The organism is Nitrobacter sp. MLSD-S21 (genome assembly GCF_058809865.1).
Map to the genome: position 1 here is coordinate 1 of NZ_JBXASZ010000010.1, position 24813 is coordinate 24813.

Sequence of the window (24813 nt, forward strand, 5' to 3'; positions counted from 1 at the left end):
CCTGCAGACCGCCCCCAACGCGCCTGCCACAGCCGACACCTTCTACGGCTATCTCCAGACCAGCTTCTTCTTCTAAAAACCACGCCGGCCCAACAGCAAATGCCTGTGGGCCGGCATCTATTTTTTTCGGCCGTGTGAAATTTCGTCCCTAGCATTCCTCGATTGAGGAAAGAGTAGGCGATCAAGTCTGGCATCAAACACCAGAGCGCGTACCGCTTTAAGTCCCGTAGCTCTGCACGAGACTGCCGGCCACCAGCGCCCAGCCGTCGACCAGCACGAAGAAGATCAGCTTGAACGGCAGCGACACAACGACGGGCGGCAGCATCATCATGCCCATCGACATCAAGACCGATGCTACCACGAGATCGATGATCAGGAACGGCAGGAAAAGCAGAAATCCGATCTCGAAGGCGCGCTTCAGTTCGGAGATCATGAAGGCCGGCATCAAGATGCGCAGCGAGAGTTCAGCGGGCGTACCCGGCGGCGGCTCGCCAGACAGATCCATGAACAGCTTGAGATCCTTTTCCCGCACGTTCTTCTGCATGAAGCCGCGCAGTGGAACGGACGCGCGCTGCAAAGCGTCCTCAACCGTGATTTCGTTCGCAACCAGCGGCTTGATGCCATCGTCGTAGGATTTCTGCAGCGTTGGTCCCATTACGAAGGCAGTGAGGAACATCGCAAGTGCGATAATGACGGAGTTGGGAGGTGCGGTCGCGGTGCCTAGCGCGGTACGCAGCAGTGAAAGCACCACCACGATGCGCGTGAACGACGTCATCATGATCAAAATCGACGGTGCAATCGACAACACGGTGAGCAGCGCGATCAGTTGGATCGCACGCTCGCTCACGCCGCCGTTGCCGGCGCCGCCAAGATTGATGCTGATATCCTGCGCGAACGCCGGATCGGTGAGCGATCCGGCGGCTATCAGAATGAGAAGGAATGAAACTCTACGCGGGTGGGTCGCCGCACTCACGAAGGGGACTTCGAGCGCCCGAGCAGAGACGCCATCTCGTTCTCAAGGTGCTCGAACCCGGATTTCGGACCGGGCGGGGCGACCGGCGGTGCCCCTGACGATTCGCTACGGGATGCGGGACCGGGTGTAATTTCCGTACTGCGCGGACGAGGCGGTGGTTCGGAGGTCGCGGGCGCCACGGCCGAAGGCTTGCTGTCGCCCGTCGGGCGCCGGAGTGCGGCCTCGAGACGTTGCGCCATCTCCGCGAGATTTTGATCCGCGTTGGAGGCAGAGGGAGGCGGTGAGGGCGTCGGCGCAGGAGGCGGTGCTGGACGCGGCGGCATCACCGGTTCCTGTCGCGCCGGACGGGCGCCGCGAATGTCGGTTCGGCTCATGGGCTCGGGCGTGAAACCGGCCAACGGATCGCTGCGGCGCTCAGCGGCAACCGGCCGGCGTGGGGCATCGGCGAAGGGAGGGCGGGCCGGGGGAGGCGATTCCGGGATTGGAGGCTCGGGATGGCCGGACGGATCGGAGCGAGTGCCGTCGGACTCCATCCAGCCGGTCTCGGCCAGCGGTGGCAGCCTCGGCATTTCAACGTTCGATAGCGGGCGTTGCGGAGCCTGATCGCGTCCGGGGCTGGCGGCGCGAACGATGTTGTGCTCCACGACAATGTCGGTCGGTCCTCCGATCATCAGCAGGTGCTCGACATTGTCCCGGCGCACCAGGACCAGCCGCCGACGTCCGTCGACTGCGGCGGCATCGATCACCGCCAAACGGGGCATGCGTCCGCGATTGGCATTGACGCCGAGACGATCTCCCGCGAATCGCCGCACGAGCCAGGCGGCCCCGGCGATCAGCGCCAGGACCACAATGAATGCGATGACGAATGTGACTGCCTGCATGCTGTGTTCCTGACAGAAAGCGCCTTTAATTCAGCTTCGGATCGTCGAATGCCTTCCGGCATTCCTCCCGTGACGATCGAGCCTTGGCCCAGTCTATTGATCCCGCCCGGCAAAAACTGCCGCCGACAGCCTTAATAACCTATGAATCGACGAGACCAAAACAACTTCTGCGCGTCGTACGCTCCGGTTAACAAAGGTGGTTAACGCACTCGTGGCAAGTATCTGGGCAATCCGAGATTTTAACGTGCGCCTGAGCGGAAAGCGGGTTTAGGCAAGATCCGCCGCTTTGCTGTTCTTAACCCGCTGTTAACCATGAGGGGGGCAAATTCTGCCTACCTCGGCGGCGCCCCGTCCCGAGGCCGGAGCAAAGACCCGTGCCCCTCAACGATATTACCTCGCTGGCGGCGCTGCGCACCCGGATGCAGTGGCATCACGAACGCCAGCGTGTTCTGGCCGAAAACGTCGCTAACTCCGATACGCCGAACTTCAGGCCGCACGATCTGGTGGAACCGAGGTTCGACGCGCAAGGCGGCAATGCCTCGGGCGGCGCGACTCTGGCGATGATCCGCCCCACCTCAGGTCAGAGCATCGCCGGTTTCGAAGCGTTCTCGCACTTCGGACAAAACGGCAATGGCGGCTTTCAGACCCGTCCGGCTGGCAACGCCGTCAGCCTTGAGGATCAAATGCTCCAGGTGTCGGCCAACCAGATCGACTATGCCGCCGCGACCTCGCTCTACAGCCGTAGCCTGCGGCTGCTGAAGATGGCTGTCGGCAAGGCGTGACGCAGGGCTAAACGGAAGGAGACCGCATCATGGCAGACAACGGCGCCGACTTCATGCGATCGATGAGCATCGCGACCTCTGGTCTGCGAGCGCAGGCCGGGAGAATGCGGGTGATTTCGGAAAACATCGCCAACGCCGACTCAACCGCGCAAGGGCCAGGCGGCGATCCTTATCGCCGCAAGGTGCCGACCTTTTCTTCGGCCCTCGATCGTGCGCTCGATGCGAAAGTGGTGACGCTCGGCCGGGTGAGGCCTGACATGTCAACGTTCCGCGTCAAGCACGAGCCGGGCAATCCGGCCGCAGACGCCAGCGGCAACGTCAAATATCCCAACGTCAATTCGCTGGTGGAGATGACCGACATGCGCAACGCGCAGCGGTCCTACGAGGCGAACCTCAACATCATCAGCGCAACGCGCCGGATGATCCAGCGCACACTCGATATCCTCAAGTCCTGATCGGAGATCTGACCATGGCGTCGCCCACAGTTGCAGCAAATGCCTATGCGAGCCTCGCGAGGATGATGGATTCCGGCGCCGCCGGTGGCAAAGCGCCGGGCGGTGATGGTCCCGCGTTCAGTGCGGTGCTGAAAGATGTGCTCGGCGGCGTGAGGGAAGCGGGGCGGGCGTCCGATGCGCAGACGGTGGCGATGGCATCAGGCAAGGCCAACCTGATGGATGTGGTGACCGCGGTCGCGGATACCGACGTCGCGGTGTCGACGCTGGTGTCGGTGCGCGACCGCGTCATTCAATCCTATGAAGACATCATGAGGATGCCGATCTGATTGGAGCGCACATCAGCTCGCTGATGCTGCGTCATTCCTTATCTGGCCGAAAAGAGGTTTGTCATGACCGGCGCTGAAACACTGGATGTCGCGCGTGACGCGATCTGGACCATCGTTCTGGTCTCCGGACCGCTGCTGGCGGTCGGACTCATCGTCGGCGTCGCGATTTCGCTGGTGCAGGCATTGACGCAGATTCAGGAGCAGACGCTGGTGTTTGTGCCGAAGATTCTGGCGATCTTCGTGACGCTGGTGCTGGCGCTACCGTTCATGGCCGATGCGCTGCACGCCGAAATGATACGGATTTCATCGCGAATCATCGGCGGCTGACGCACAGTCGCGAGATGCACATCGATATCTCGCTTCTACCCGCTCTCGCCGCCACCTTCATGCTGGTATTCGCCCGCATTGGCGCGATGGTGATGCTGTTGCCTGGGTTCGGCGAGGGCTTCATTCCGGTGCGTGTGAAGCTCGCCATCGCTCTGCTTTTGACCCTCATCATCCTGCCGCTGCATCGTGCCGCCTATCACGTTGACATGCAGTCGGTCGCGCCACTGGCGGTTTTGTTGGTGCACGAGATCATTATCGGCGTCGTGCTGGGCGCTACGGCACGTGTCACGCTCGCGGCCTTGCACGTGGCAGGCTCGATCATCGCACAGCAGCTCGGGCTTGGATTCGTCACATCGGTGGACCCGACGCAGGGCCAGCAAGGCGCGTTGATGGGAAACTTCCTGACCCTTCTCGGGATCGCGCTGCTGTTCGCAACCGACACCCACTATCTGGTCATTGCCGCGCTCAACGACAGTTATAAGATATTCTCGCCAGGCGAACTGATGCCGAGCGGCGACGTGGCGGCGCTGGCGACGCGTGCTTTTGCCGGCGCTTTCAAGATCGGCCTGCAACTGTCGGCTCCGTTTCTGGTGTTCGGACTGGTCTTCAATATCGGGCTTGGCGTGCTCGCGCGGCTGATGCCGCAGATGCAGGTTTATTTCGTTGGCGTGCCGCTCTCGATTCTTATCGGCTTCATGATCTTCGCCGCCGTGCTGGCGTCCATGATGGGAACCTACATGGATTATCTGGTCGGCGTGATGCAAGATCTGACGTCGCTGAACTGAGGTCTCCGCGATGGCCGACGAGAGCGACGATACCGAGAAAACAGAAGACCCGACGCAAAAGCGCCTCGACGATGCGCTCGAGCGCGGCGACGTCGCCAAGAGCCAGGAGATCAACACCTGGTTCGTGATTGCGGGTGCGACACTGGTACTTTCGACGTTTGCTGGTTCGATCGGCGACGGGTTCCAGACGCCGTTGCGCAATCTGATCGCCAATTCCTGGCAAATTCGGACCGACGGCCCCGGTCTTTTGGCACTGACCGAGCAAATCGGGTATCGCCTTGCTGCCGTGCTGGGCATTCCGTTGCTTTTGCTGATGATGGCTGCCGTTGCCGGCAATGTCATTCAGCACCGCTTCGTCTGGTCGGGGGAATCGCTCAAGCCGAAGCTCAGCAAGATTTCAGTGGTGTCCGGCGCCAAGCGGATTTTCGGCAAGCAGGCTGCTGCGAACTTCGCCAAGGGACTTTTCAAGCTGATCGCGCTGGGCGCGGTCATGACGGCGGTGCTTTGGCCGGAGCGCTCGCGGCTCGACGCGATGGTGCGGCTCGATCCGGACGCCCTTCTCGGAATTACGAAAAGCCTGACGCTGCAATTGCTCGGCGCCGTGGTTGTGATGCTCGCGCTGGTCGCGATCGCAGACTACCTGTTCCAGTACCGGCAATGGTTCGAGCGACAGAAAATGTCGCTGCGGGAGATGAAAGAGGAGTTCAAACAGTCAGAGGGCGATCCGCATATCAAGGCTCGCATCAGACAGTTGCGCCATGTCCGCATGAAGAAGCGCATGATGGCCGCCGTTCCCAAGGCTTCGGTGATCATCACCAATCCGACGCACTATTCGGTCGCTTTGTCCTACGAGCGCGGCATGTCGGCGCCGGTCTGCGTAGCCAAAGGCGTGGATAACATCGCGCTCAAGATCAGGGAAATCGCCCGCGAGCATGACATTCCAGTCGTCGAGAACGTGCCTTTGGCCCGCGCGCTGTATGCCGTTGTCGAAATCGACGACGAGATTCCGGCCGAGCACTATCACGCCGTCGCCGAAATCATTGGTTACGTCATGGGCCTGAAGCGCGGGTTTTCGGGGCACCGGATCTGAGGCCGGTGGCCGGGATCGGAGGAGCATCGGGGTGGGGGAAATGGCGGGAATGAGCCCATGAGGCGCTTGCGCTGCCGGGTCCGATTCAGGCACTCAGGACCCGGCGCATGCGCATTCCGCGCCCGCCGCGATAGGCCCCGCCGGATTCCATGACGCCAGATCCCGACATCGATTCACCGCAGGTGGGGCAGGAGCCGGCGCGGCGGAGCGGCAGCATCCTCCTGGTTCTGCTGGTCGCGGGTTCGATCGTCGCGGCCGCCGTGGCGTTTATGACGCTGGGGAGTACTAACGCCCAGCCTTATATTCTGGCGCTATTGGCCTCGCTGGCGATGGTCGGGCTGTTCACGCTTTTCGCGTTCGCGGCCGGGATCGTCCGCTTTGCCGACCGCACCATTGATGATCCGCTGATGCGTCCGATAGCGGATCACGCCTTCGACGGTATCGCCGTCACCGATTCCGGCGGGCACGTCATTTATGCCAACTCCGCTTATCTCGCCCTGACCGGAGCTACGTCGATGCAGGACGTGCGGCCGGTGGAGCGCGTATTCATCGGCAATCCCGACGTTTCCGAGGCGGTGTTCCGCCTTTTGAAGGCGGCGCGCGAGGGTAAACGTCAGCAGGAAGAGGTGCGCGTTGCCGCCGCCGACGGCACGAACGGTCGCTGGCTGCGGCTGAGGGTCCGCCGGCTCGCACAGGCAAAGCGGTATTCTCGATATGCCGTGTGGTCGATCGCCGACATCACCCGTGATCGCGAGCGGCAGGAAGATGTATTCCAGGAACTGCGCCATGCGATCGAATATCTCGATCATGCGCCGTGCGGGTTCTTCTCGGTCAACCAGTCAGGCGATCTTGTCTATGTCAATGCGACGCTTGCCAACTGGCTGGATCACGATCTGGCGGAGGTCGGCTCGGGTGGCCTGAAGCTCGCCGACATCGTTTCGGGGGACGGCGCGTCTTTGCTGACATCGATCATTGCTGCGCCCGGCGAAGTCCGCACCGAGGTCTTCGATATCGATCTGCGGATGCGCAATGGCAAGACTATGCCGGCGCGGCTGTATCACAAGTTGGCTTTCGGCGCCGACGGTGTGCCCGGTCCCTCGCGAACGCTGGTGATCAGCCGCGCCCGCGACGAGCGCGTCGATCCGCAGCGTGCGGCGGAAGTACGCTTCATGCGCTTCTTCGACAACACGCCGATGGCTATCGCGACGGTCGATAAATCCGGCGCGGTTGGTCGCGCCAACGCGCGGTTTGCGAAACTCGCGCAAAGCCTCAGTCCGGACGGCGCCGTGGCCAAGTCGATTCTTGCGGCGGTCAAGGAGCGCGATCGTGGTCAATTGAGCGCGGCCATCCACGCTGCGGCGGACGGGCAGGGTGATATCCCTCCCGTCGAGGTGATGCTGGAGGGCGCGCGCGAGCGATGGGGACAGTTTTTCGTCACCGCGGTGGAGGACGATCGCGACGCGGAAGCAGCCATCGTCTACATGCTTGAGACGACCGAGCGGCGCACGCTCGAGAGCCAGATCAATCAATCCCAGAAGATGGAGTCGGTTGGCCAGCTTGCCGGAGGCATCGCGCACGATTTCAACAACGTGCTGTCCGCCATCATGATGGCAAATGACTTCCTGCTGAACGCGCACAAGCCGACCGATCCGTCTTTCCAGGATATCATGCAAATCAAGCAGAACGCCAACCGCGCCGCAGCCCTGGTGCGGCAATTGCTGGCGTTCTCACGGCGACAGACCCTGCAGCCGAAAGTGCTCGATCTCGGCGACACCCTGAGCGACATCGGCATGTTGCTTAAACGTTTGATCGGCGAGAAGGTTACTTTCCCAGGCGTCGTGCACGGGCGAGACCTGTGGCCGGTCAAGGCCGACGTCTCGCAGTTCGAACAGGTTATCGTCAATCTCGTGGTCAATGCGCGCGACGCCATGCCAAATGGCGGCAAGCTCGCGATCCGCACCGCGAACGTCGCGGCCGCGGAGGTCGCGGCGTTCGGCCACAAGGGAATGCCGGCCGCGGACTATGTGCTGGTCGAGATCGGCGACACCGGCACCGGCATTCCGCCCGAGATCGTCGATAAGATTTTCGAGCCGTTTTTTTCCACAAAAGAGGTGGGCAAGGGCACCGGGCTCGGTCTGTCCACGGTCTACGGCATCGTCAAGCAGACCGGCGGTTTCATCTACGTTGACTCCAAAGCGGGCGAGGGCACGACGTTTCGTATTTTCCTGCCGCGCCACCATCCCGAAGCCGAGGCGCCGCCGGCGTCGTCCGGCGTGATCGGCGCGGCGAAGGAGCCTTCTCCCGCGGCCAAATCGGTCAACACCGATCTGACCGGCCAAGGCACTATTTTGTTAGTGGAGGACGAAGAGGGGCTGCGTTCGCTTAATGCTCGCGGCCTGCGTTCGCGCGGCTACAGCGTGATCGAGGCATCCAACGGCATCGAAGCGCTGGAAGCGCTCGACGAGAATGGTGCCGTCGATCTGGTGGTTTCCGACGTTGTTATGCCGGAAATGGACGGGCCAACTCTGTTGCGGAAAATGCGGGTGCGCAATCCCAATCTCAGAATCATTTTCGTGTCGGGTTACGCCGAAGAAGCATTCGATAAGAGTCTGCCGGAGAACGAGCAGTTCGCTTTCCTTGCGAAGCCTTTCGCGCTCAGTGCGCTGATCGCCAAGGTCAAGGAGACGATGACGGCATCCTAGCCTCGATGTTTCGGCCTACCCTTGACCGCTCGGCCTTCAAGAACCGGTTTGGCAATCCGCTCATCTACCCTTTTATTGGATTGCGTCCGGTTCCGCGCGCGGCAGGCGCCGTGCCGGGTTGGACAGCGCCGTGACGCCCGTGCGCCGGCGCTGTCCGCGTGCGATTGCGCCCGTCATCGTAAAGGGTGGAGCGATACTTCGCCCGAGCTTCCGTCATCGTGGCGCCGCGCCAGGCGGCCAGCATGATTCGCGCAGAGCGTTCACTGAGCGCGTCGTAGAGGCGCGAGAGCCGATAGACCTCAGTGACGGACGTGCCGATGGCCGGATCGAGAAACAGCAAAATCTGCTGGAAGATTTCAGAGGGAATGCCGATGGCCTTGGCGGCGCAAACGAGTGGCTCGCCGCCCGCATCCTTCACCACCTGTTCGGAGATCGCGGCGGGAAGCATCAAGGTTGCGCTGAGTTCGGTCGCGAAGCTATCAACGTCGGACGCGAATGCGGCCATGTGCAAAATCTCGATCGCCCGCAGGGCACGGGACGGATGAATATGCGGCGACGGCCGCAGCGGGGCCGTGGACAGATTGTGCAGGATCAAAGCGCGATCTTTAGAGCTTGCGCCAAAGAACATCTCACTTATTTCGGCGGCGTCACCTGGTGCCATCGATAGCGTTGCGACCGTGTGCTGTTTCGTCGCTGAGGCCGCCGTCGCGGGCGGCGATGGCGGCGCGGGGCTACCAGCCTGCGGTGGGGTGGTGGACGCGTCGAGCCGCAGCTTGCTCATGATCGCCGCCGGCGTCCGCGGGTAGATCGACAGGCGGGCGCGCACTACGGCGCGGGTGGCGTCGTCGACATGATCGATCAGGCGTGAGGTGAGTTCGACGAAGTGTCGTTCCTCTTCGACAGAGTGTGTGCTGGTCTGCACGTAAAGGTCGGTCAGGACCCGTAGCAGAGTCGGACGGATGTCAACGCCGTCCCGGCGGGACAGCATCAACAACCCGTCGAAGCCGGGAAACATCGGAGGTGCGGTCATGGCGGCTTACGCTTACGGAACCAGTTTGTTCTCAACCTAGCGCGGCCGCTTTAACAGGCCGTTAACCATGCGGGGTTCTAAATCCCGACGCGTCGCTGCCCAAATCGCGACGAGCGCTGGGGCGAGGAGAGACTGAGCATGGGCACCGTTATTGCGTTTCCGGCAGATGCGGCTTCGCGGCTGGGATCAACGGTAAATCGCTCTTCGGATCAGATGAGGGGAACGGTGGTGATTCTGCCGGTCATACGCATCGACCGCGAGACCGACGAAACCAGCGGTGGAAGCGGTCCCGAGCAAGGCACGGCTGCCGGGCGGCGGCGCCGCCGCCGCGCCCGCTCCTGATTTTTCCGGACACGCCCGATGCAGGAGACGTCGCTTGCGATGCCAGGGCTGAAACGTTCACCTCTCACTTCGCTTGTTTCCGTGATTCTATTAGGAACTGCGCTCGCAGCATGCAGTGGTGGTGACTTCGGCCGCGTTCGTCAGGATGCACGCAACGACGACATGCACCGCTGGATGGGCGCGGAAGCGACCGGCAGCATCGGTCGTCAGCCGTCGCGGTTTCAACTAACCGAGAGCGAGAGGATGTTGCGCGATCTCGCCTATCCGCTGGTCGAGCCGCCGCATTCGCGGCCGGCCTGGAAGAGTGTGTTCGGCGACTACGACCCGCTCGCTACGCCATGGCGGCAAAAGCCTGCATATGATCGCTCCGCTTACGGCCGCCTGCTCATCGACGAGCCGCATCGTTCTCACACTTCGCGCTATACGCAATTAATCGATGACGTCCGCGACGACATCACCCGTTTTGATCCGTTCTTCAACACCGCCCGGCAGGTCTTCGTTCTCGACGGCAAGCGCAACGCCAGCCTGAGATTGGTGTCCGACCTATCGCCGCGTGAGCACGCTGACGCCGTCGCCCGCATGGAGGAAAACACTCTGATCGTGCAGTGGGTGCAGCAATGCCTCGAGCAGCGGATCGCGTCCTATCGCTGGGCGCTCGAGCATCTGGTGGTTCAGGCGCCGGACGGTATGGCGGCCGACGCAGACCGCCTGATCGGGCAACTTGCGGCGTTGACCGCCAATCCCCCTGTGACCGCGACCCCCGTGATCGGCCGCGCCCTGCGTACGCGCGGGTAGCGTATTCTTGATTGTAACGAACGCTTGACGAGAGCAAAACCGACCAAGCCTCGTTAACCCGGATTTCCTCGCAAACGTCCTATCGTTTCGCTTCCGGTTTCACCACGGGCGGCTCAGTTTGCAGCCGGCATTTTGCGGCGGCGAGAGATGATTTCGCCTGCTGCGTCATGCCGGACTCAGGCGCCAGCGCCTTCAGAACGATCAGCCCCGTCGTCGAGGGGGAGTCGATGATGAGACGGTCCGCGGCCGTCACGTCCTCTTCTTCGGGCAGCTCTGCGTGCTGTGCTTCGGTCATCAGATTGAGTTCGATCACCTTGCGTCCAGCTGAACGGTCGTTGATGGCGTAATAGGCGACGTTGCTTTGGGTGTAAAATGACACCGACGTGTAGGCCTCGCTCACGGGCACCGTGAGCTTGATCGATCCGTCTGACAGGTCGTAGCGGCAGACCGCGACGGCAAAGGCGGGGTCCATGAAAGGCATCAGCGAGTTGGCGGGATCCGCCGGCGGCAACGGCGTCACGGCGTTCAGCGTCGTCATTTCCGTTAGTCGCGAATAGGCGTCCTGCGAGGCGATCCGCGGCAGCGCCAATACGCTGACGAGATGCACGATCCCGCCGAGCAGAATGCCGCCGACGATCGCAAACAGCAGGCGGATCATGAACACCTCTCTGTCGCGATGGAAGGCATTGGGGCGTCGCGTCGGGTTCGCGTACCCACTCCGACGGGCGTGTCATAGAGTCGAAGCATCAGCACATAGCTCTCGATGCCGCCGGTCGGCAGCCAGTTGCCGGCACGCGCGCGAGATGCCACATGCACCACGAATGAGCCGTCGGAATTCCGCACAATTTCCTGGCTGGTGAAGCCATAGCGTTGCAGCGAGTTCGCCACCAGATGGCCCTTGCGGTCGTGGAGCGTCAGCGTCCAGAACCGCGCTGCCGGTGTGACGCCGCTGATGATGACGTCGCATCGGCCATCGAGCGGTCGCTTGGCGTCGTCGGTCGTGGCAAGAAATGCTATGCCGTCTCCCGCTCCGATCGGCAGCTCTCCACTTCGCGCAATTGCGGCGCGGGAGTAAGGGTCGATCTCGGCGGATCCAATCCTTGGTTTTGCCGTCCATGCGCCGATGGTCAGCGTGCCGAGATTAGTGCCGCGCGTTGCGGTGATCCAGGTAGTTCCGAGGCCTATCGCGGTGGCGAGACCGAGGCCCAGCAAAATGACAATCAGCCGCACGTGTCGGCGCTCCGGTGTTGAAGCCATTCGAGTCGCGCATCTGTAATGCGAATGTCGGAAACACGCCACGTTTGGATCAGAAAGATCCAAATCATAACTGTGATCGATTCCATTGTTTATAGCGGTCGCAAACCGTACACACTTCCGCATCCCACTCTAATTCTTGCTTGGCGCCGGGTCTGCTCGGTCGCTGGACGTCGCGGCCGCCAAGTTTTCTGCGCCGCCGCCAGAGGAGGTGGGACTAAGGGCGCCGGAGCGAGCCGGATCGACCGGTTTTCCGGCCGAGGTTTTTCCGATTGTCTTGGCTGCTTGATCCAGCATCTTTTCCACGCGGACTAGGATGTCGGCTCCGCGTTTGGTCAGGATCGGCGGGGGGGCCGGTTTTGCATTGTCGTCGCTGGCGGCGGTTTTGGCTGCCGCGTCGGCGGTCGGCTTCGCTGGCGCTGCAACGCCGGCGAGGTCTTTGACTTCGATACCGCGATGCGCGGCCGTCATGATGTCGTGCCAGGTTTGGGCGGGCAACGCGCCGCCGGTCAGGCGATTGGTTGGCGAATAGTCGTCATTGCCGTACCAGACACCACATACAAAGTTGCCGGTGTAGCCGACGAACCATGCGTCGCGATAAGCGTTTGTGGTGCCGGTCTTGCCCGCGGCCGGAATGCCGTCGAGAATGGCGCGTCGTGCGGTGCCTTCGCTGACCACATGACTCATCATACCGGCCATATCCGCGGCGACTGAAGGCGGAATGATCTGGCGCGGTGCGGGGCCGTCGCGGTCGTAGCGCCACACCAGATCGCCGGCGCCGGTCCGAACCTCCAGAACCGCGTGCGGCGCCACCGCCTTGCCCTTGTTCGGGAATGTCGCATAGGCGACGGCGTGTTCGAGCACGTTGACCTCGTCGGCCCCGATCGGCAGCGAGGGCGTGTCGGGCAGCGGTGTGACAATGCCGAACTTGCGGGCGACCTCGACGATCTTGGCGCGGCCGGCTTTAGCGGGATTTTTTGCCCCCTTGCCGAGCGCGATCGAGAGTTTTACCGGCACGACATTGATCGACCGCGTCAGTGCCTGGGTTAGCGTCACCGTCCCGGAGTAGGAATGGCCGTAATTCTGCGGGCACCAGTTGCCGAGGCAGACGGGGCCGTCGACGATCTTGGATGTCGGACTGAAGCCGTTGAGCAACGCTGTGGTGTAGACATACGGCTTGAACGATGATCCGGGCTGGCGCAGGGCATCCGTTGAGCGATTGAACTGACTTGCGCCATAATCGCGTCCACCGACCATTGCGCGCACGCCACCGTCGAGATCTGCGACGACCGTTGCCGCTTGCGTCGCGTGATAGTCGCGTCCGAACTGGCGCAACTGGCTCTCAATCGCTTCTTCCGCCGCTTGTTGCACATTCATGTCGATTGCGGTGCGGACGACAAACACGCGCTCGGTGTAGGAGCGCGGAAACGTGTCGACCAGCTTGCGCATTTCTTCGAATGCCCAGTCGAGATAATAGTTCGGCGAGTTCTCGTCGCGGCGGTCGACCGCGGTGGCGGGATTGCGCCGCGCACCGAACACCTGGCCCTCGGTCATGAAGCCTGCATCGACCATGTTGTCGAGCACCTGGTTGGCGCGGGCGCGGGCGGCGGGCAGATTGATGTGCGGCGCGTATTTTGTCGGCGCCTTGAACAGGCCGGCGAGCATCGCGGATTCGGCGAGGTTGACGTCACGCACCGACTTGTTGAAGTAGAAATGCGCCGCGCCGTCGACGCCGAAGGTTCCGCCGCCCATGTAGGCGCGGTCGAGATACAGTTTAAGGATCTCGTTCTTGCTCAGTCGGGTTTCCAGCCAGACGGCAAGGAAGGCCTCATTGACCTTGCGCTCGATGGTGCGCTCGTTGGAGAGAAACAGATTCTTCGCAAGCTGCTGGGAGATCGATGAGCCGCCTTGCCGCACGCCGCCGGCTTGCGCATTGGTTACCAGCGCGCGGAAGGTGCCGCCGACGTCAATACCGAAGTGATCGTAGAAGCGGCGATCTTCGGTCGCGAGCGTCGCCTTGACCAGGTTGTCGGGAAATTCCTCCAACGGAATCGAATCGTTGTGTTTGATGCCGCGGCTGCCGATCGGATTGCCGTAGCGATCGAGGAACGCCACCGCGAGATCGGATTTCTTCAGCCAGTCCTCGTCGGCGGTTTCGCGGAACGCCGGCTGTGCCAGCGCCAGCAGGAGGATGAGACCGCCGAGACCCAAGGTCGCAGCTTCAGACAGCGGCTCGACGATGACCCAGCGCTTCCAGTGGCCGACATAGAAGCGGTCCATGAACGTGGAGAAGCGCTCATAAAGTTCCCGCGCGCCGGCCGCCGAGGAGAACAGGGTCGAATCGATGCGCGAATCGAGATCCAGCAGGATGTGCCGGATTCGCTTCTTCCAATCGGAGGGCAGGTTGTTGCGCACCAAGGCCTGTGACCGATCTGCGGCATCGCAGCGCCTTCTCTAAGGCGCCATCTCGCCACCCTCATGCAAGAACGTTACGGCAAACCCAAGGCACTCGAGAAGGCATCTCAAAACCCGCGCTGGACCATCATCTTGGCATCCTCGGGAAAGCCGATTTTCTTCTATCCGAGCGCGGAAGATAAACCAATGGCCGGTTGCGATTTCAGCCTGGCATAGCCGCTATTGGCATCCCAGATCCCTAGGGCGCTTGCGCGAGGTGCCGGCGAAGCCCATAGACGGAAAATCGGTTTTCTTCGGCGCAACCTCTGGCACACCCCTTGGCTCACTCCATGACCCAACGACCCGCGCGATCATCGGAACAAAACGGGTTCTTCTGGAAGACCAAATCCTTGGATGAAATGTCCAGCGCCGAATGGGAAAGCCTGTGCGATGGTTGCGCACGCTGCTGCCTGGAGAAGCTGGAGGACGAGGATACCGGCGACATTTATTTCACGCATGTTTCCTGCCGGCTTCTGGATGCCGGGCTCTGCGCCTGCAAGGATTATCCGAAGCGTTCCGAACAAGTTCCGGACTGCGTCCGCCTCACGCCGGACAATGTCCGGACCTTGAACTGGTTGCCGCCGAGCTGCGGTTATCGCCTGGTCGCGGAGGGGCGCGATCTCTACTGGTGGCATCCGCTGATTTCCGGCAATCCCAATACCGTCCACGAGGCCGGTGTTTCGGTGCGTGGCCGGGTCCGCGGCACCGAGGATGAGATTCCCGATTCTGAACTGGAGGATCATATCGTGCAGTGGCCAGTTCGGTTGCCGAAGCGCGCCCGGCTTCGGAAATCGCCGAAGGGTTGACCGGTCTCCCATCACAAATTTGCGATTTTGCATTGGAGGCTTTTTATTCCGTCGGTCGCTGTCCGAACGCGGGCCTCAAGCGTTAATGTTTACAAAGCAGCGAACCGCACCGGCCTCCGCCTCTTGTTAGCCAGTTCATATTTTGTCTGTCCGCATGAATACATTCGAGCGTCTGGGTCGGGGTCCGTCGGATCCCCCGATTCTGTCCGGCGACGCCGCGCCAGAAGCTGCGGCGCGTTCCGGCAAGGCTGACGGTGACGCCAGTGCGCCGCCGGTCGTGACGCCCGCGCCGCTGAGCCGGAGCGAGGTGCGCACCATTCTGGTCAGCCTGATGCTGACCATGTTCCTCGCCGCCCTCGATCAGACCATTGTCGCAACCGCGCTGCCGACCATCGGCCGCCAGTTCCACGAGGTCACCACCCTGTCGTGGGTCATTACGGCGTACCTGCTGGCGTCCACAGCGGTCGCGCCGTTGTTCGGTACCTTGAGCGATATCTACGGTCGCCGTGCCATGATCGTCACCGCGCTCGGTCTGTTCGTTGCGGGTTCGGTCCTGTGCGCGCTGGCGCCAAACATGGCGGCGCTGATCGTGGCGCGCGGCGTGCAGGGCATTGGCGGCGGTGGTATCCTGCCTGTGGTGCAGACCGTGATCTCCGATGTGGTGACGCCCCGGGAGCGTGGTCAGTATCAGGCTTATTTCAGTGGCGTATGGACTGCGGCAGGCATCGCGGGGCCGGTGCTGGGGGCGTTTTCGCCGAGCACTTGCACTGGTCGATGATTTTCTGGATCAACGTGCCGCTCGGCTTTGTCTCGCTGGCGTTGCTGTTGCCGAAAATGGGTAAGATTCCGGTGTTCCACCGCCGCCGCAGAGTGGATTGGACCGGCGGCCTGTTGCTGATGGCATCCGCCGTTGTTTTCCTGCTGGTGCTGACATGGGGCGGTAACCGCTTCGCCTGGGCGTCGCCGCAAATCGCCGCCATGCTTGGCGCCTCGCTTGTGCTTGCCACGGTCTTTGTCCGGCACGCGCGCAAGACGTCCGAACCATTCCTGCCGCTGTCGCTGATGGGCGGCCCGGTGGTTCCGTATGCGATAGCCGCGGGTGCTTTGGCGCTCGGCGCGATTATCGGGATCACCGTGCATTTGCCGCTGTACTATCAGGTCGTCCACCATCTCAGCGCGAGCGAATCCGGACTGGCATTGATTCCGATCGCGGCGATTTCGACCGGCGGGGCGGCGCTTGCGGGCCGCTCCATGACGCGTACCCTCCACTACAAGCGGGTCGCGGTACTGGGGACCACATTTGCCGCCGTCGTGGCCGCCATTCTGGCTGTGGTGACGCCGCCTCTATGGCCGCTGCTTGCGTTGCTATCCTTGTTCGCCTTCGGCCTCGGCACGATATTTCCCGTCAGCGTGGTGTCGCTGCAGAACGCGGTGGCGCGTCAGCAGGTCGGAACCGTCACCGGCGCGATGAATTTTTTTCGCGCGTTGGTTTCCTCGTTCGCCGTCGCTGCATTTGCCGCCATCCTGCTGATGGCGCTGGGAACCGATGCCTCGATCGGCAATGAGGGCGGCGGTCGGGTCGGTGTAATCTCCGCCTCCGACCTCACGACCGCATTTCGCTATGTATTCGCCGCCACAGCCGCGATGCTGGCGGGCGCCGCGCTGCTGCTGGTGCGAATGGAGGAACGGCCGCTCACCGGCCCCCCGGCTTGATCCGCACGCAACTTTTGCTATCGCTCTTAAGCATTCTTTCAGAGTGTCGGTTAGGCTCCGAGAAATCTTTCAACTCTAGCATCCTATTTTTGAAAGGTTGTCGCGCTGCGCCCGATCACTATTGGAGCATCCGCGGGGATTCAAAGGCTGGAGTTGGCGTTGCACCTCATTCCAAAACTTGCGTCGGATTTTCTGCGGGACGAAACAGGCGCCACGTCGATCGAATATGCCCTGATTGCTTCCGGCATCAGCATCGTCATCGTGGCCGCGGTCACCGGCATCGGCAGTTCGCTCAAGGACCGCTTCGACACGCTGAACGGGCTGCTGAGATAAGGCCAGGCGACAGGTAAATTTTCCTAGGAAAATATACCTTGACAGCGTGACGCTGCCGGAGTAGGTTTACGCCATGCTCCACAGTTGCGCCGAGACATCACGCGATGCTTTCTGATCGCGCGGCTGACGAAACCGTCAAACGAACATTGCCGGGAATTCCCGGATGAAGCTCATAGCGAGTCGTAACCACGGCTCTTTTTTTGCACGGAACATCGCAGGGAGTCTGCTGTTGTCCTGAACAATTGGCATGCGATGGCGGACCGTGGGGGAGAACGAACATGACGACGGAAAAACACAGTCAAACTGTGAAGACATCCATGGAGATGCGACGGTCCGAGCCTGAGCTTCCCGCCCTTTTGCTGTCGACCATCAGCACCGGTCTGGTCGCGTTGATCCTTTGCGTAACGTGGCTCGTATTCGTCCATCAGTGAGATCGGACTCAAGGGTCTACACAATAAAAAATACGGCTTTGGTCGGCGGGGATGAAACCGGCCAAGGGATCCGAAATCTTCATCGCAATCCAGCTAATCCAGGAATTCAGCGGCATTGGGTCCGCTTGAAGGGAGTTCTTGATCTTCATGTGTGCGACGCGAACCGGCAAGCCGGCACGAAAGCCGGCGGCGGGGCGCGTTGCCTCTCGCTCAAAGCTGACGCCATCCAGGACCGGAACGTCCTCAGCATCGAAGAAGAAAGCGTCGTCGTCATCGGAGCAGAATAAGCCGCTCACGCCGGCCGAAGCGGCGATAAAGCGAAGCGCGGTTAGAACGTCGCCCCCCAGCAAGACCCGCGCCGCCGTTCTCGCGCGCAAGGCGACAATCGCTGCCACCACACGGTACGTTGATGATGTCCCCGTTATCGTTGATGAAGACGACGATGCGGCAAAGGCCGGATTGAAGCGGCAGCGCAAGCGGCCGACAACCGCCCGCCGCAAGGATCAACCAAGCCCGCGCATCAAGCGCACCGCAGTCGAGCGTGTCGACGATCCGCCGCCGGCGACAGGCGCGCTTTTGATTGAGAGGGTGACGCGCGCGATTGAGCGCGAGCTGTCCCTGATCGAGGTGATCGTCGGCGGCAGCCATCTGAAACCGCAGCAGCGCACGGAGGCCGAGCGCCGTGCCCGGACGCTGGCGAGTCTCGCGCGTACGCTCGGAGAGGTGACGCGGCTGCGCGCAGGTCAGGAGAAGGTGAAGCCAGCCGATGACGACGCCGTGCCCCGCGACCTTGACGAGTTCCGGCGCGCGCTTTCGCGCCGACTGGAGCAAATGGTCGCCGCGCCAACGCCGGCTCCTGCTGGAGAGCATGAGTGAGACGGAACTCGGATTTCTTGCCCGACAGTGGGATGTTTTCGCGCATCCACATCAACGGCCTTCCGAACTCGCTCCGAACGGCGCGCCGTGGCTGATCTGGCTGATGATTGGCGGCCGCGGCGCCGGAAAGACCCGCGCAGGAGCTGAATGGATTCGTGCGCAGGCGTTGGGTCTGCCGCCGTTCGCCAGCGAGGCGGTGTCGCGCATCGCACTGGTCGGCGAGACCGAGCATGACGCGCGCGAGGTGATGATCGAAGGCGTCTCCGGGTTGCTCGCGGTTCACGCCGCTCATGAGCGGCCATCATGGTCGCCGTCGCGCAAGCGGCTGGAGTGGAACAACGGCGCGGTGGCGCAGGCGTTCTCGGCCGAAGATCCCGAAAGCCTGCGCGGGCCGCAGTTCGGCTGTGCCTGGTCCGACGAGATGGCGAAGTGGCGCTACGCCGAAGCCGCGTTCGATATGCTACAGTTCGGCTTGCGGCTGGGATCGAAGCCGCGCCAGCTCATCACGACGACGCCGCGGCCGACCGCGCTTTTGAAACGCCTGATGAACGACCGGGCGAGCGTGGTGACGCGCGCGCCGACGCAAGCGAATGCTTTCAATCTGGCGCCGACCTTCTTGCAAGGCGTGATGGCGCGCTACGCCGGAACGCGGCTTGGACGTCAGGAGCTTGATGGCGAAATCATCGAGGATCGTCCGGATGCGCTGTGGTCGCGTGCGCTTCTGGAGCGATGTCGCGTGCACGAGGCGCCGCCGTTGCAACGCATCGTGGTCGCGGTCGATCCGCCGGCGAGCGCAAGCAAGCGCGCGGACGCCTGCGGCATTGTCGCGGCGGGGCAAGCCGCGGACGGCACTGTTTACGTGATTGCCGACGAGACAGTGGCGGGCGTGACGCCGGCTCTGTGGGCGGCGAAGGCGATCGCGCTGTGGCGGCGATGTGAGGCCGATGCGCTGGTGGCGGAAGTCAATCAGGGCGGCGACATGGTGAAAGCCGTGATCGCGGAGGTCGACGCGGAGGTGCCCGTGATCGCGGTGCGCGCGACTCGCGGCAAATGGCTGCGCGCCGAGCCGGTGGCGACGCTTTACGAGCAAGGCCGCGTCAGGCACGCCGGCAGCTTCGCCGCGCTGGAAGACGAGATGTGCGATTTCGCTCTGTCCGGCCTGTCGTCGGGGCGCTCGCCCGACCGGCTCGACGCCCTGGTGTGGGCGGTGACATCGCTGGCGCTCGCACCGCGTGCTCAGCCGCGGGTGAGGGGGTTCTGAGAGGGAACTGCAATGCCGCACAGAGCGCTGCGTTGCAGCCACGACATAACAGGAAAATGGCCATGCGCTTGCGCTTGAAAAACATGTTCACCCCGCCCGAGACAAAAGCCAGCCGCACGGCCAGACTGCTCGCCTTCGAGAGTGGCGGCCGCGCGCGCTGGACACCACGCGATTATGCTGCGCTGGCGCGCGAAGGATATCTAACCAATCCCATCGTGCATCGCGCGGTGCGGCTGATTGCGGAGAACGTTGCGTCATGCAGCTACCTCGTGTTCGAGGGCGCGCAGGAACACGAAGCGCATCCGCTGTCGCTGCTGCTCGCGCGACCCAACACACGGCAGGACGGCGGCGCACTTCTCGAGATGCTGGTGTCGCATCTGCTGCTGGCAGGCAATGCCTATGTCGAAACCGTCGCTCTTGACGGGGCGGTTCGGGAGCTTCATGCGCTGCGGCCCGATCGCATGAAGGTGGTGCCCGGATCCGAGGGCTGGGCGGAAGCGTATGAATATAGCGTCGGCGGGCGCAGCGTGCGCTTCGATCAAGCGTCATCCGTGGTGCCGCCGATCCTGCACCTGACATTCTTTCATCCGCTCGACGATCACTACGGTCTTGCGCCGATCGAGCCTGCTGCCGTCGCCATCGACACCCACAACGCCGGATCGAAATGGAACAAGGCGCTTCTCGACAACGCGGCGCGGCCGTCCGGCGCGCTGGTCTATTCCGGGCCGGAAGGCGCGGTGCTGTCGGATTCACAGTTCGATCGGCTCAAGCGCGAGTTGACCGACACCTATCAGGGCGCGGTGAATGCCGGCCGGCCGCTGCTGCTCGAAGGCGGACTCGATTGGAAAGCAATGTCGCTGACGCCGAAGGACATGGACTTCCTGGAGGCCAAGCACACGGCCGCGCGTGAGATTGCACTCGCTTTCGGTGTGCCGCCAATGATGCTCGGCATTCCCGGCGACAACACCTATGCAAATTTCCTGGAGGCCAATCGCTGCTTCTTTCGTCAGACCGTTCTTCCGCTGGCGTCCCGTATCGGTAACTCATTCGCGCAATGGCTGTCGCCGCAGTTCGGCGAGAGAATCCGTATCGTCGTCGACACCGACAGGATCGACGCGCTGGCCGCCGATCGTGCGGCATTGTGGGAGCGAGTCAGCAACGCGGCGTTTCTTACGCTCAACGAAAAGCGCGAAGCGGTCGGCTATGCACCGATCGAGGGCGGCGACAGGCTGGAGTAAGCAGCCATTTTCCGCAAGGGAAAGAGGCGAGAAAGATCGTCATGCCGGACCTCATCCGCATCTTCAGCGAGCGCGGCGATCTTGCGCATCTCGCGCTGTTTCTTTGGGCGAGCGCCGCGAGCGCGGGTCTGCTGTTCACGCTTCGCGAACTGTCTGCGGCCTCGCGCCGTTTCGATGATTTCGTTCGCGAATTGCAGCGCTTCAACCGCAAGGCGCATCGCCGCGCCGGAAACCTCAAAGAGGATCTGGACTGATGGATACCCTTCACAGCGTGTTACGGTCGTTCGGCGCCGAAACGAAATCCTCGCGCGATCATCTCACCGTGTTTCGCGAATTCCTCGCGCATCTTGATCGCGTTCAGCGCAAGCCACCCGCGGCTCGCGCGCCTCGTGCCAAATCGCAGACGCGGCGCAAGCCGGTGAAGCGCAACCGCAAGGGATAGCGTTCATCCAGTGACGCCCGGTGCCCTGATGGGCGCGTGGCGCAACGTCCTGTTACGAATTTCAGACATCCTCCCCGCCTGTTGCGAGGCCGATCATGCATGCTCCGTTGTCATCCGTCTCGCGTCTGTCGTTCTCCGGCGACGGCACGGTCGAAGGTTATGCCAGCCTGTTCGGCGAGATCGATCAGGCGCGCGACATGATGATGCCCGGTGCGTTCACGCAGACGCTGAAGACGCGGGGGCTGCGCAGGATCCCGATGCTGTTCCAGCATGATCCCGCCGAGCCGGTCGGCGTCTGGCTCGAACTGCGCGAGGATTTTCGTGGCCTGTGGGCGCGGGGAAAGTTGATTCCCGACGTGATGCGCGCGCGCGAATTACTTTCTCTGGTCGAGGCTGGCGCGGTGGACGGACTGTCGATCGGCTATCGCACCGTACGTGGTCGAATCGATCCGCGCACGCGCGTGCGCCATCTCTATCAGGTCGACTTGTGGGAGATTTCCATCGTCACGTTCCCGCTGCTGGCGGGAGCGCGTGTCCGCGCGGTGAAGCAGGCGACAACCCAGTCGCCGCGCTCACGCGTGCGGACACAGGCCGAGCGCGGCTGGCGGAGCATGACGGAGGCCGCGGATGAACCGGCACCGCAGCTCCGCCCGCGTTCGGCGATGGTTTCGGCGTCTCTGCGCGGAAGGGAAGCGCGGCGCGCTGCGCTTCACGGCGCGGTGCGCGCGCAGTTGGCGGGAGCGCGCTGATGTCAAATCATGCTGGCATATTCGAAGCCGCGCAGTGCGCGCGCTGGATCCGGCCGGACGCCGCGCGCTTTCTCGCTCCCGGCATTGATCCTCGTGATGTCTATCCGGCGCTTCAACGCAAGTTCAACCCGGACCAGCCGCGCGTGCCAGCGGGCAATCCGGACGGCGGACAGTGGACGGATGGCGGCGGCGGCATCAACGAACGGATCTTTCGTCTCCGTAGAAAGTGCAAACGAACCGGACACTTGAGCGGAATCCGGATCAAGTCGAGGCCGTGGCGACTGGGCGGTTAGCTAAAAAATTTATAACATATCGTTTTGGCTACAAGACCGGCCGCGAGGCTTTCAGGGAAGACGTCGATGCGGTGCCTTACCTCCGAGACACCTATGGGGTCGGCGTATCTATCGTACATGATCCACGCGCTGCCAGGGGTTTCAGCGTGATAACGGCCTATCCCAGAAACGAACCTAGCAAATAGCAAGGAGAGGTCATGTTGGTTCCGAAAGAGTTCGACCACGTGGTCCAATGCTTCTATCAGGGCAGCAGCGCTGAAGTCTCCTCGATGGAAGAGTGGGTTGCGCTGGCCCTGGGATATTCGAACAAACAGGATCAAGCGATCGTCAAGCGCTTTCTGCAGGAATTGCTCGCGCAAAACCTTACGGACGCCGAGTTGGGGCGGATATGGAACGATGCCGGGGCCGACTACTTCTTTGACAACATACGCGGGGTATTGACGCTGATACGGGACGCGATCGATTAGGAGACAGCGAGAAACGCAAGGGCCGGTAGACACGCGTTCGCACGCGTGAAGGAAACGCGTCAGATCAAGATCTGACAGTTCCGCTTCTGATTCCATCAGAAGCGGAAAGGCTCCAAAAATCTGATCTTATGGCTTCCAGAGTCCGATTTCGGCTCGCAGCCGCTATTTTGTAATCGGCGCGGACGGTATCCTGTCGCGGTTTCGCCTGCGGACATATCGGATCACCGTTTGAACGCCAGCGCCAGCGCGAGGCCTGCGATGGCTCCGACGCAGATCGCCGCGCCGCCGGTGGCCATGCTCCAGTTCAAAAGATAAAGCACTATCGACAGCAGCGATTTTTCGGCGCTGGCGCTCAGCATTACGAAGGATATCCCGAACGCCGCCAACAGGACGACGCAGGCGGCGATCGCGAACCAGGCGACGACCCGCCTCAAGGGCTGCATCGCATACCACGCGCTTCCGGCCGAGGCGACGGCCAGAGTTATCCAGACAAAGATCAGAAATCGCATTGTTCGCCTCAACGTGCTGCCGTTGCCGGAAGCCATTGTAGCGCACAACCGCGCGCAAGTCTTGGGTGTCAGAGAAGCCTTGGGGTCAACAGGGTCTTGGGGTCAAACAAGTCTCAAACGTCAGACACGACGGGGCGAAATTATTATCACCGAGGAGAGCATGAATGGACTTCGATATCACCGACATCGCGCCGGAGCATAAATCCGGCGGCGCCGTCCGCGGCGGCTACGACGACTTCCGCGTCACCTTCGAGGAATTCAAGGCGGCCAACGACGAACGCCTGGCAAGGCTGGAGCAAAAGCGCGGCGACGTGCTGCTGGAGGAGAAGGTCGATCGCATCAATGCCGCGCTCGATGCCCAGCACAGGCGCATGGATGAACTGGCGCTCAAGAGCGCTCGCCCGGCGCTCGAAGGCCGCGCTGGAATCCTCAGGGATGCTGGCTCCCGCGAGCACAAAAGCGCCTTCGAGGCTTACGTGCGTGGCGGCGAGACCGGCACCTTGCGCGCGCTCGAGACCAAGGCGATGTCGGTCGGCTCCAATCCGGATGGCGGTTATCTCGTGCCGGTCGAACTCGAGCACGAAATCGGGCAACGCCTGGCGGCGATCTCGCCGATCCGCGCGCTGGCGTCGGTTCGTACCATCTCGGGCAATGTCTACAAGAAGCCGTTCATGACCGCGGGTCCCGCCACGGGTTGGGTCGGTGAGACGGACTCGCGAACGCAAACCACCTCGCCGACGCTGGATGCCTTGAGCTTCCCGGCGATGGAGCTTTACGCCATGCCCGCGGCGACTGCGACGCTGCTTGACGATTCCGCCGTCAACATTGACGAGTGGATCGCGCAAGAAGTCGAGCTGACCTTCGCGGTGCAGGAAGGCGCGGCGTTCGTTAACGGTGACGGCACTAACCAGCCGAAGGGTTTTTTGCAATCCGATACGGTTGCGAACGGCTCGTGGGTGTGGAGCAAGCTGGGTTACGTTGCCAGCGGCGCGGCCGGCGCGTTCGCCTCGAGCAACCCGTCGGATGCGCTGGTCGATCTGATCTATGCGCTGAAGGCTGGCTATCGCCAGAATGCTGCTTTCATCATGAACCGCAAAACGCAAGCCGCGATCCGCAAGTTCAAGGACACCGGCGGGGCCTATCTGTGGCAGCCGCCGGCGCAGGCTGGCGGACGCGCCTCGCTGATGACCTTCCCGCTGGTCGAGGCCGAAGACATGCCGGATGTCGCGGCGAATTCGCTGTCGATCGCGTTCGGTGATTTCCGCCGCGGGTACCTCGTGGTGGACCGCGCCGGCGTGCGCGTGTTGCGCGATCCCTATTCGGCAAAACCTTACGTGCTGTTCTATACCACCAAGCGCGTCGGCGGCGGCGTGCAGGACTTCGATGCCATCAAGCTGATGAAGTTCGCAGCGAGCTAAGGAAGGTCGCCGGTCCTGCATCCGGCGTCATGGCCGGACCAAACCGCGAAGCGTGTCTTCACGCAGGCCCCCGCGTATGAC

28 protein-coding genes and 1 pseudogene are annotated in these 24813 nt (G+C 62.3%); 22 read left to right on the forward strand and 7 right to left on the reverse strand.

Annotated elements, in window-relative coordinates:
• Window positions 1–217: 217 nt before the first annotated feature.
• Window positions 218–973 carry a flagellar type III secretion system pore protein FliP gene (gene fliP / locus AC1RT6_RS19355; protein WP_079446195.1) on the reverse strand — a complete coding sequence of 252 codons (756 nt, stop codon included), beginning with the start codon at window positions 971–973 and terminating at the stop codon, window positions 218–220.
• Window positions 970–1854 carry a flagellar biosynthetic protein FliO gene (locus AC1RT6_RS19360; RefSeq protein ID WP_079446196.1) on the reverse strand — a complete coding sequence of 295 codons (885 nt, stop codon included), beginning with the start codon at window positions 1852–1854 and terminating at the stop codon, window positions 970–972. Before AC1RT6_RS19360 ends, fliP begins: the two co-directional genes overlap by 4 nt.
• Before the next feature lie 419 nt (window positions 1855–2273).
• On the opposite strand from AC1RT6_RS19360, the gene flgB reads away from it, so the two are divergent.
• From flgB to cckA, 7 genes are all read left to right on the forward strand, one after another.
• A complete protein-coding gene (flgB, locus tag AC1RT6_RS19365; protein WP_374708881.1) occupies window positions 2274–2636 on the forward strand; it encodes a flagellar basal body rod protein FlgB in 363 nt (120 codons plus the stop codon).
• Between the two features lie 29 nt (window positions 2637–2665).
• On the forward strand, window positions 2666–3091 hold the full coding sequence (gene flgC, locus AC1RT6_RS19370) for a flagellar basal body rod protein FlgC (RefSeq protein WP_079446198.1): 426 nt from the start codon (window positions 2666–2668) through the stop codon (window positions 3089–3091).
• A 14-nt stretch (window positions 3092–3105) separates the two neighbouring features.
• Window positions 3106–3417 (forward strand): flagellar hook-basal body complex protein FliE, encoded by a 312-nt coding sequence (gene fliE / locus AC1RT6_RS19375; protein WP_079446199.1) that lies wholly within the window; start codon window positions 3106–3108, stop codon window positions 3415–3417.
• 63 nt (window positions 3418–3480) lie between these two features.
• Window positions 3481–3744 carry a flagellar biosynthesis protein FliQ gene (gene fliQ / locus AC1RT6_RS19380; protein WP_079446200.1) on the forward strand — a complete coding sequence of 88 codons (264 nt, stop codon included), beginning with the start codon at window positions 3481–3483 and terminating at the stop codon, window positions 3742–3744.
• Between the two features lie 14 nt (window positions 3745–3758).
• Entirely contained in the window at window positions 3759–4529 is a 771-nt protein-coding gene (gene fliR, locus AC1RT6_RS19385; protein WP_079446201.1) for a flagellar biosynthetic protein FliR, read from the forward strand.
• Between the two features lie 10 nt (window positions 4530–4539).
• Window positions 4540–5619, forward strand: coding sequence for a flagellar biosynthesis protein FlhB (gene flhB, locus AC1RT6_RS19390; RefSeq protein WP_079446202.1), 1080 nt, complete (start codon window positions 4540–4542; stop codon window positions 5617–5619).
• A 149-nt stretch (window positions 5620–5768) separates the two neighbouring features.
• Window positions 5769–8321 carry a cell cycle histidine kinase CckA gene (gene cckA, locus AC1RT6_RS19395; RefSeq protein WP_079446203.1) on the forward strand — a complete coding sequence of 851 codons (2553 nt, stop codon included), beginning with the start codon at window positions 5769–5771 and terminating at the stop codon, window positions 8319–8321.
• 64 nt (window positions 8322–8385) lie between these two features.
• On the opposite strand, the gene AC1RT6_RS19400 is transcribed toward cckA, so the two are convergent.
• Window positions 8386–9351, reverse strand: a complete 966-nt coding sequence (locus AC1RT6_RS19400; protein ID WP_079446204.1) for a DUF2336 domain-containing protein — start codon at window positions 9349–9351, stop codon at window positions 8386–8388.
• 138 nt (window positions 9352–9489) lie between these two features.
• On the opposite strand from AC1RT6_RS19400, the gene AC1RT6_RS19405 reads away from it, so the two are divergent.
• Window positions 9490–9693, forward strand: a complete 204-nt coding sequence (locus AC1RT6_RS19405; RefSeq protein ID WP_079446205.1) for a hypothetical protein — start codon at window positions 9490–9492, stop codon at window positions 9691–9693.
• A gap of 39 nt (window positions 9694–9732) precedes the next feature.
• Complete coding sequence (locus AC1RT6_RS19410) at window positions 9733–10488, forward strand: hypothetical protein (protein WP_079446291.1); 756 nt, start codon at window positions 9733–9735, stop codon at window positions 10486–10488.
• 79 nt (window positions 10489–10567) lie between these two features.
• Here the strand turns inward: AC1RT6_RS19410 and AC1RT6_RS19415 are convergent, their stop codons facing one another.
• The 3 genes from AC1RT6_RS19415 to AC1RT6_RS19425 all read right to left on the reverse strand — a co-directional run bounded on the left by AC1RT6_RS19415 (window position 10568) and on the right by AC1RT6_RS19425 (window position 14157).
• On the reverse strand, window positions 10568–11146 hold the full coding sequence (locus AC1RT6_RS19415; RefSeq protein WP_079446206.1) for a DUF1254 domain-containing protein: 579 nt from the start codon (window positions 11144–11146) through the stop codon (window positions 10568–10570).
• Entirely contained in the window at window positions 11143–11718 is a 576-nt protein-coding gene (locus AC1RT6_RS19420; protein ID WP_079446207.1) for a DUF1214 domain-containing protein, read from the reverse strand. The genes AC1RT6_RS19415 and AC1RT6_RS19420 overlap by 4 nt, the downstream gene beginning before the upstream one ends.
• Window positions 11719–11874: 156 nt before the next feature.
• The gene (locus AC1RT6_RS19425) at window positions 11875–14157 is read right to left on the reverse strand and encodes a transglycosylase domain-containing protein (protein ID WP_079446292.1); all 2283 of its coding nucleotides are present in this window, start codon (window positions 14155–14157) and stop codon (window positions 11875–11877) included.
• Between the two features lie 329 nt (window positions 14158–14486).
• Here AC1RT6_RS19425 and AC1RT6_RS19430 point away from each other — a divergent pair, with 329 nt between their 5' ends.
• The 12 genes and pseudogenes from AC1RT6_RS19430 (at window position 14487) to AC1RT6_RS19485 (ending at window position 22805) form a co-directional block, all read left to right on the forward strand.
• Window positions 14487–15002 (forward strand): YcgN family cysteine cluster protein, encoded by a 516-nt coding sequence (locus AC1RT6_RS19430; protein WP_079446208.1) that lies wholly within the window; start codon window positions 14487–14489, stop codon window positions 15000–15002.
• A gap of 154 nt (window positions 15003–15156) precedes the next feature.
• Window positions 15157–16715, forward strand: a pseudogene (locus tag AC1RT6_RS19435) (MDR family MFS transporter).
• 168 nt (window positions 16716–16883) lie between these two features.
• Window positions 16884–17048, forward strand: a complete 165-nt coding sequence (locus AC1RT6_RS19440) for a Flp family type IVb pilin (protein WP_087881128.1) — start codon at window positions 16884–16886, stop codon at window positions 17046–17048.
• 278 nt (window positions 17049–17326) lie between these two features.
• Window positions 17327–17479: a hypothetical protein gene (locus AC1RT6_RS19445; protein WP_158081507.1), complete on the forward strand. Its 153-nt coding sequence runs from the start codon at window positions 17327–17329 to the stop codon at window positions 17477–17479.
• A 147-nt stretch (window positions 17480–17626) separates the two neighbouring features.
• Window positions 17627–18355 (forward strand): hypothetical protein, encoded by a 729-nt coding sequence (locus AC1RT6_RS19450; protein WP_079446210.1) that lies wholly within the window; start codon window positions 17627–17629, stop codon window positions 18353–18355.
• Window positions 18348–19616, forward strand: a complete 1269-nt coding sequence (locus AC1RT6_RS19455; RefSeq protein WP_079446211.1) for a DNA-packaging protein — start codon at window positions 18348–18350, stop codon at window positions 19614–19616. Before AC1RT6_RS19450 ends, AC1RT6_RS19455 begins: the two co-directional genes overlap by 8 nt.
• A gap of 62 nt (window positions 19617–19678) precedes the next feature.
• A complete protein-coding gene (locus AC1RT6_RS19460) occupies window positions 19679–20854 on the forward strand; it encodes a phage portal protein (protein WP_472789361.1) in 1176 nt (391 codons plus the stop codon).
• Between the two features lie 41 nt (window positions 20855–20895).
• Window positions 20896–21108: a hypothetical protein gene (locus AC1RT6_RS19465; protein ID WP_079446212.1), complete on the forward strand. Its 213-nt coding sequence runs from the start codon at window positions 20896–20898 to the stop codon at window positions 21106–21108.
• On the forward strand, window positions 21108–21296 hold the full coding sequence (locus AC1RT6_RS19470; RefSeq protein ID WP_079446213.1) for a hypothetical protein: 189 nt from the start codon (window positions 21108–21110) through the stop codon (window positions 21294–21296). The genes AC1RT6_RS19465 and AC1RT6_RS19470 overlap by 1 nt, the downstream gene beginning before the upstream one ends.
• A 95-nt stretch (window positions 21297–21391) precedes the next feature.
• A complete protein-coding gene (locus AC1RT6_RS19475; protein ID WP_079446214.1) occupies window positions 21392–22045 on the forward strand; it encodes an HK97 family phage prohead protease in 654 nt (217 codons plus the stop codon).
• Window positions 22045–22338: a hypothetical protein gene (locus AC1RT6_RS19480; protein ID WP_079446215.1), complete on the forward strand. Its 294-nt coding sequence runs from the start codon at window positions 22045–22047 to the stop codon at window positions 22336–22338. Before AC1RT6_RS19475 ends, AC1RT6_RS19480 begins: the two co-directional genes overlap by 1 nt.
• Window positions 22339–22535: 197 nt before the next feature.
• Window positions 22536–22805, forward strand: a complete 270-nt coding sequence (locus AC1RT6_RS19485; protein WP_079446216.1) for a hypothetical protein — start codon at window positions 22536–22538, stop codon at window positions 22803–22805.
• Between the two features lie 221 nt (window positions 22806–23026).
• On the opposite strand, the gene AC1RT6_RS19490 is transcribed toward AC1RT6_RS19485, so the two are convergent.
• Window positions 23027–23314, reverse strand: coding sequence for a hypothetical protein (locus AC1RT6_RS19490; protein ID WP_244553439.1), 288 nt, complete (start codon window positions 23312–23314; stop codon window positions 23027–23029).
• A 164-nt stretch (window positions 23315–23478) separates the two neighbouring features.
• Between AC1RT6_RS19490 and AC1RT6_RS19495 the strand changes: the two genes are divergently transcribed.
• Window positions 23479–24732 (forward strand): phage major capsid protein, encoded by a 1254-nt coding sequence (locus AC1RT6_RS19495; RefSeq protein WP_079446218.1) that lies wholly within the window; start codon window positions 23479–23481, stop codon window positions 24730–24732.
• Window positions 24733–24813: the final 81 nt, after the last annotated feature.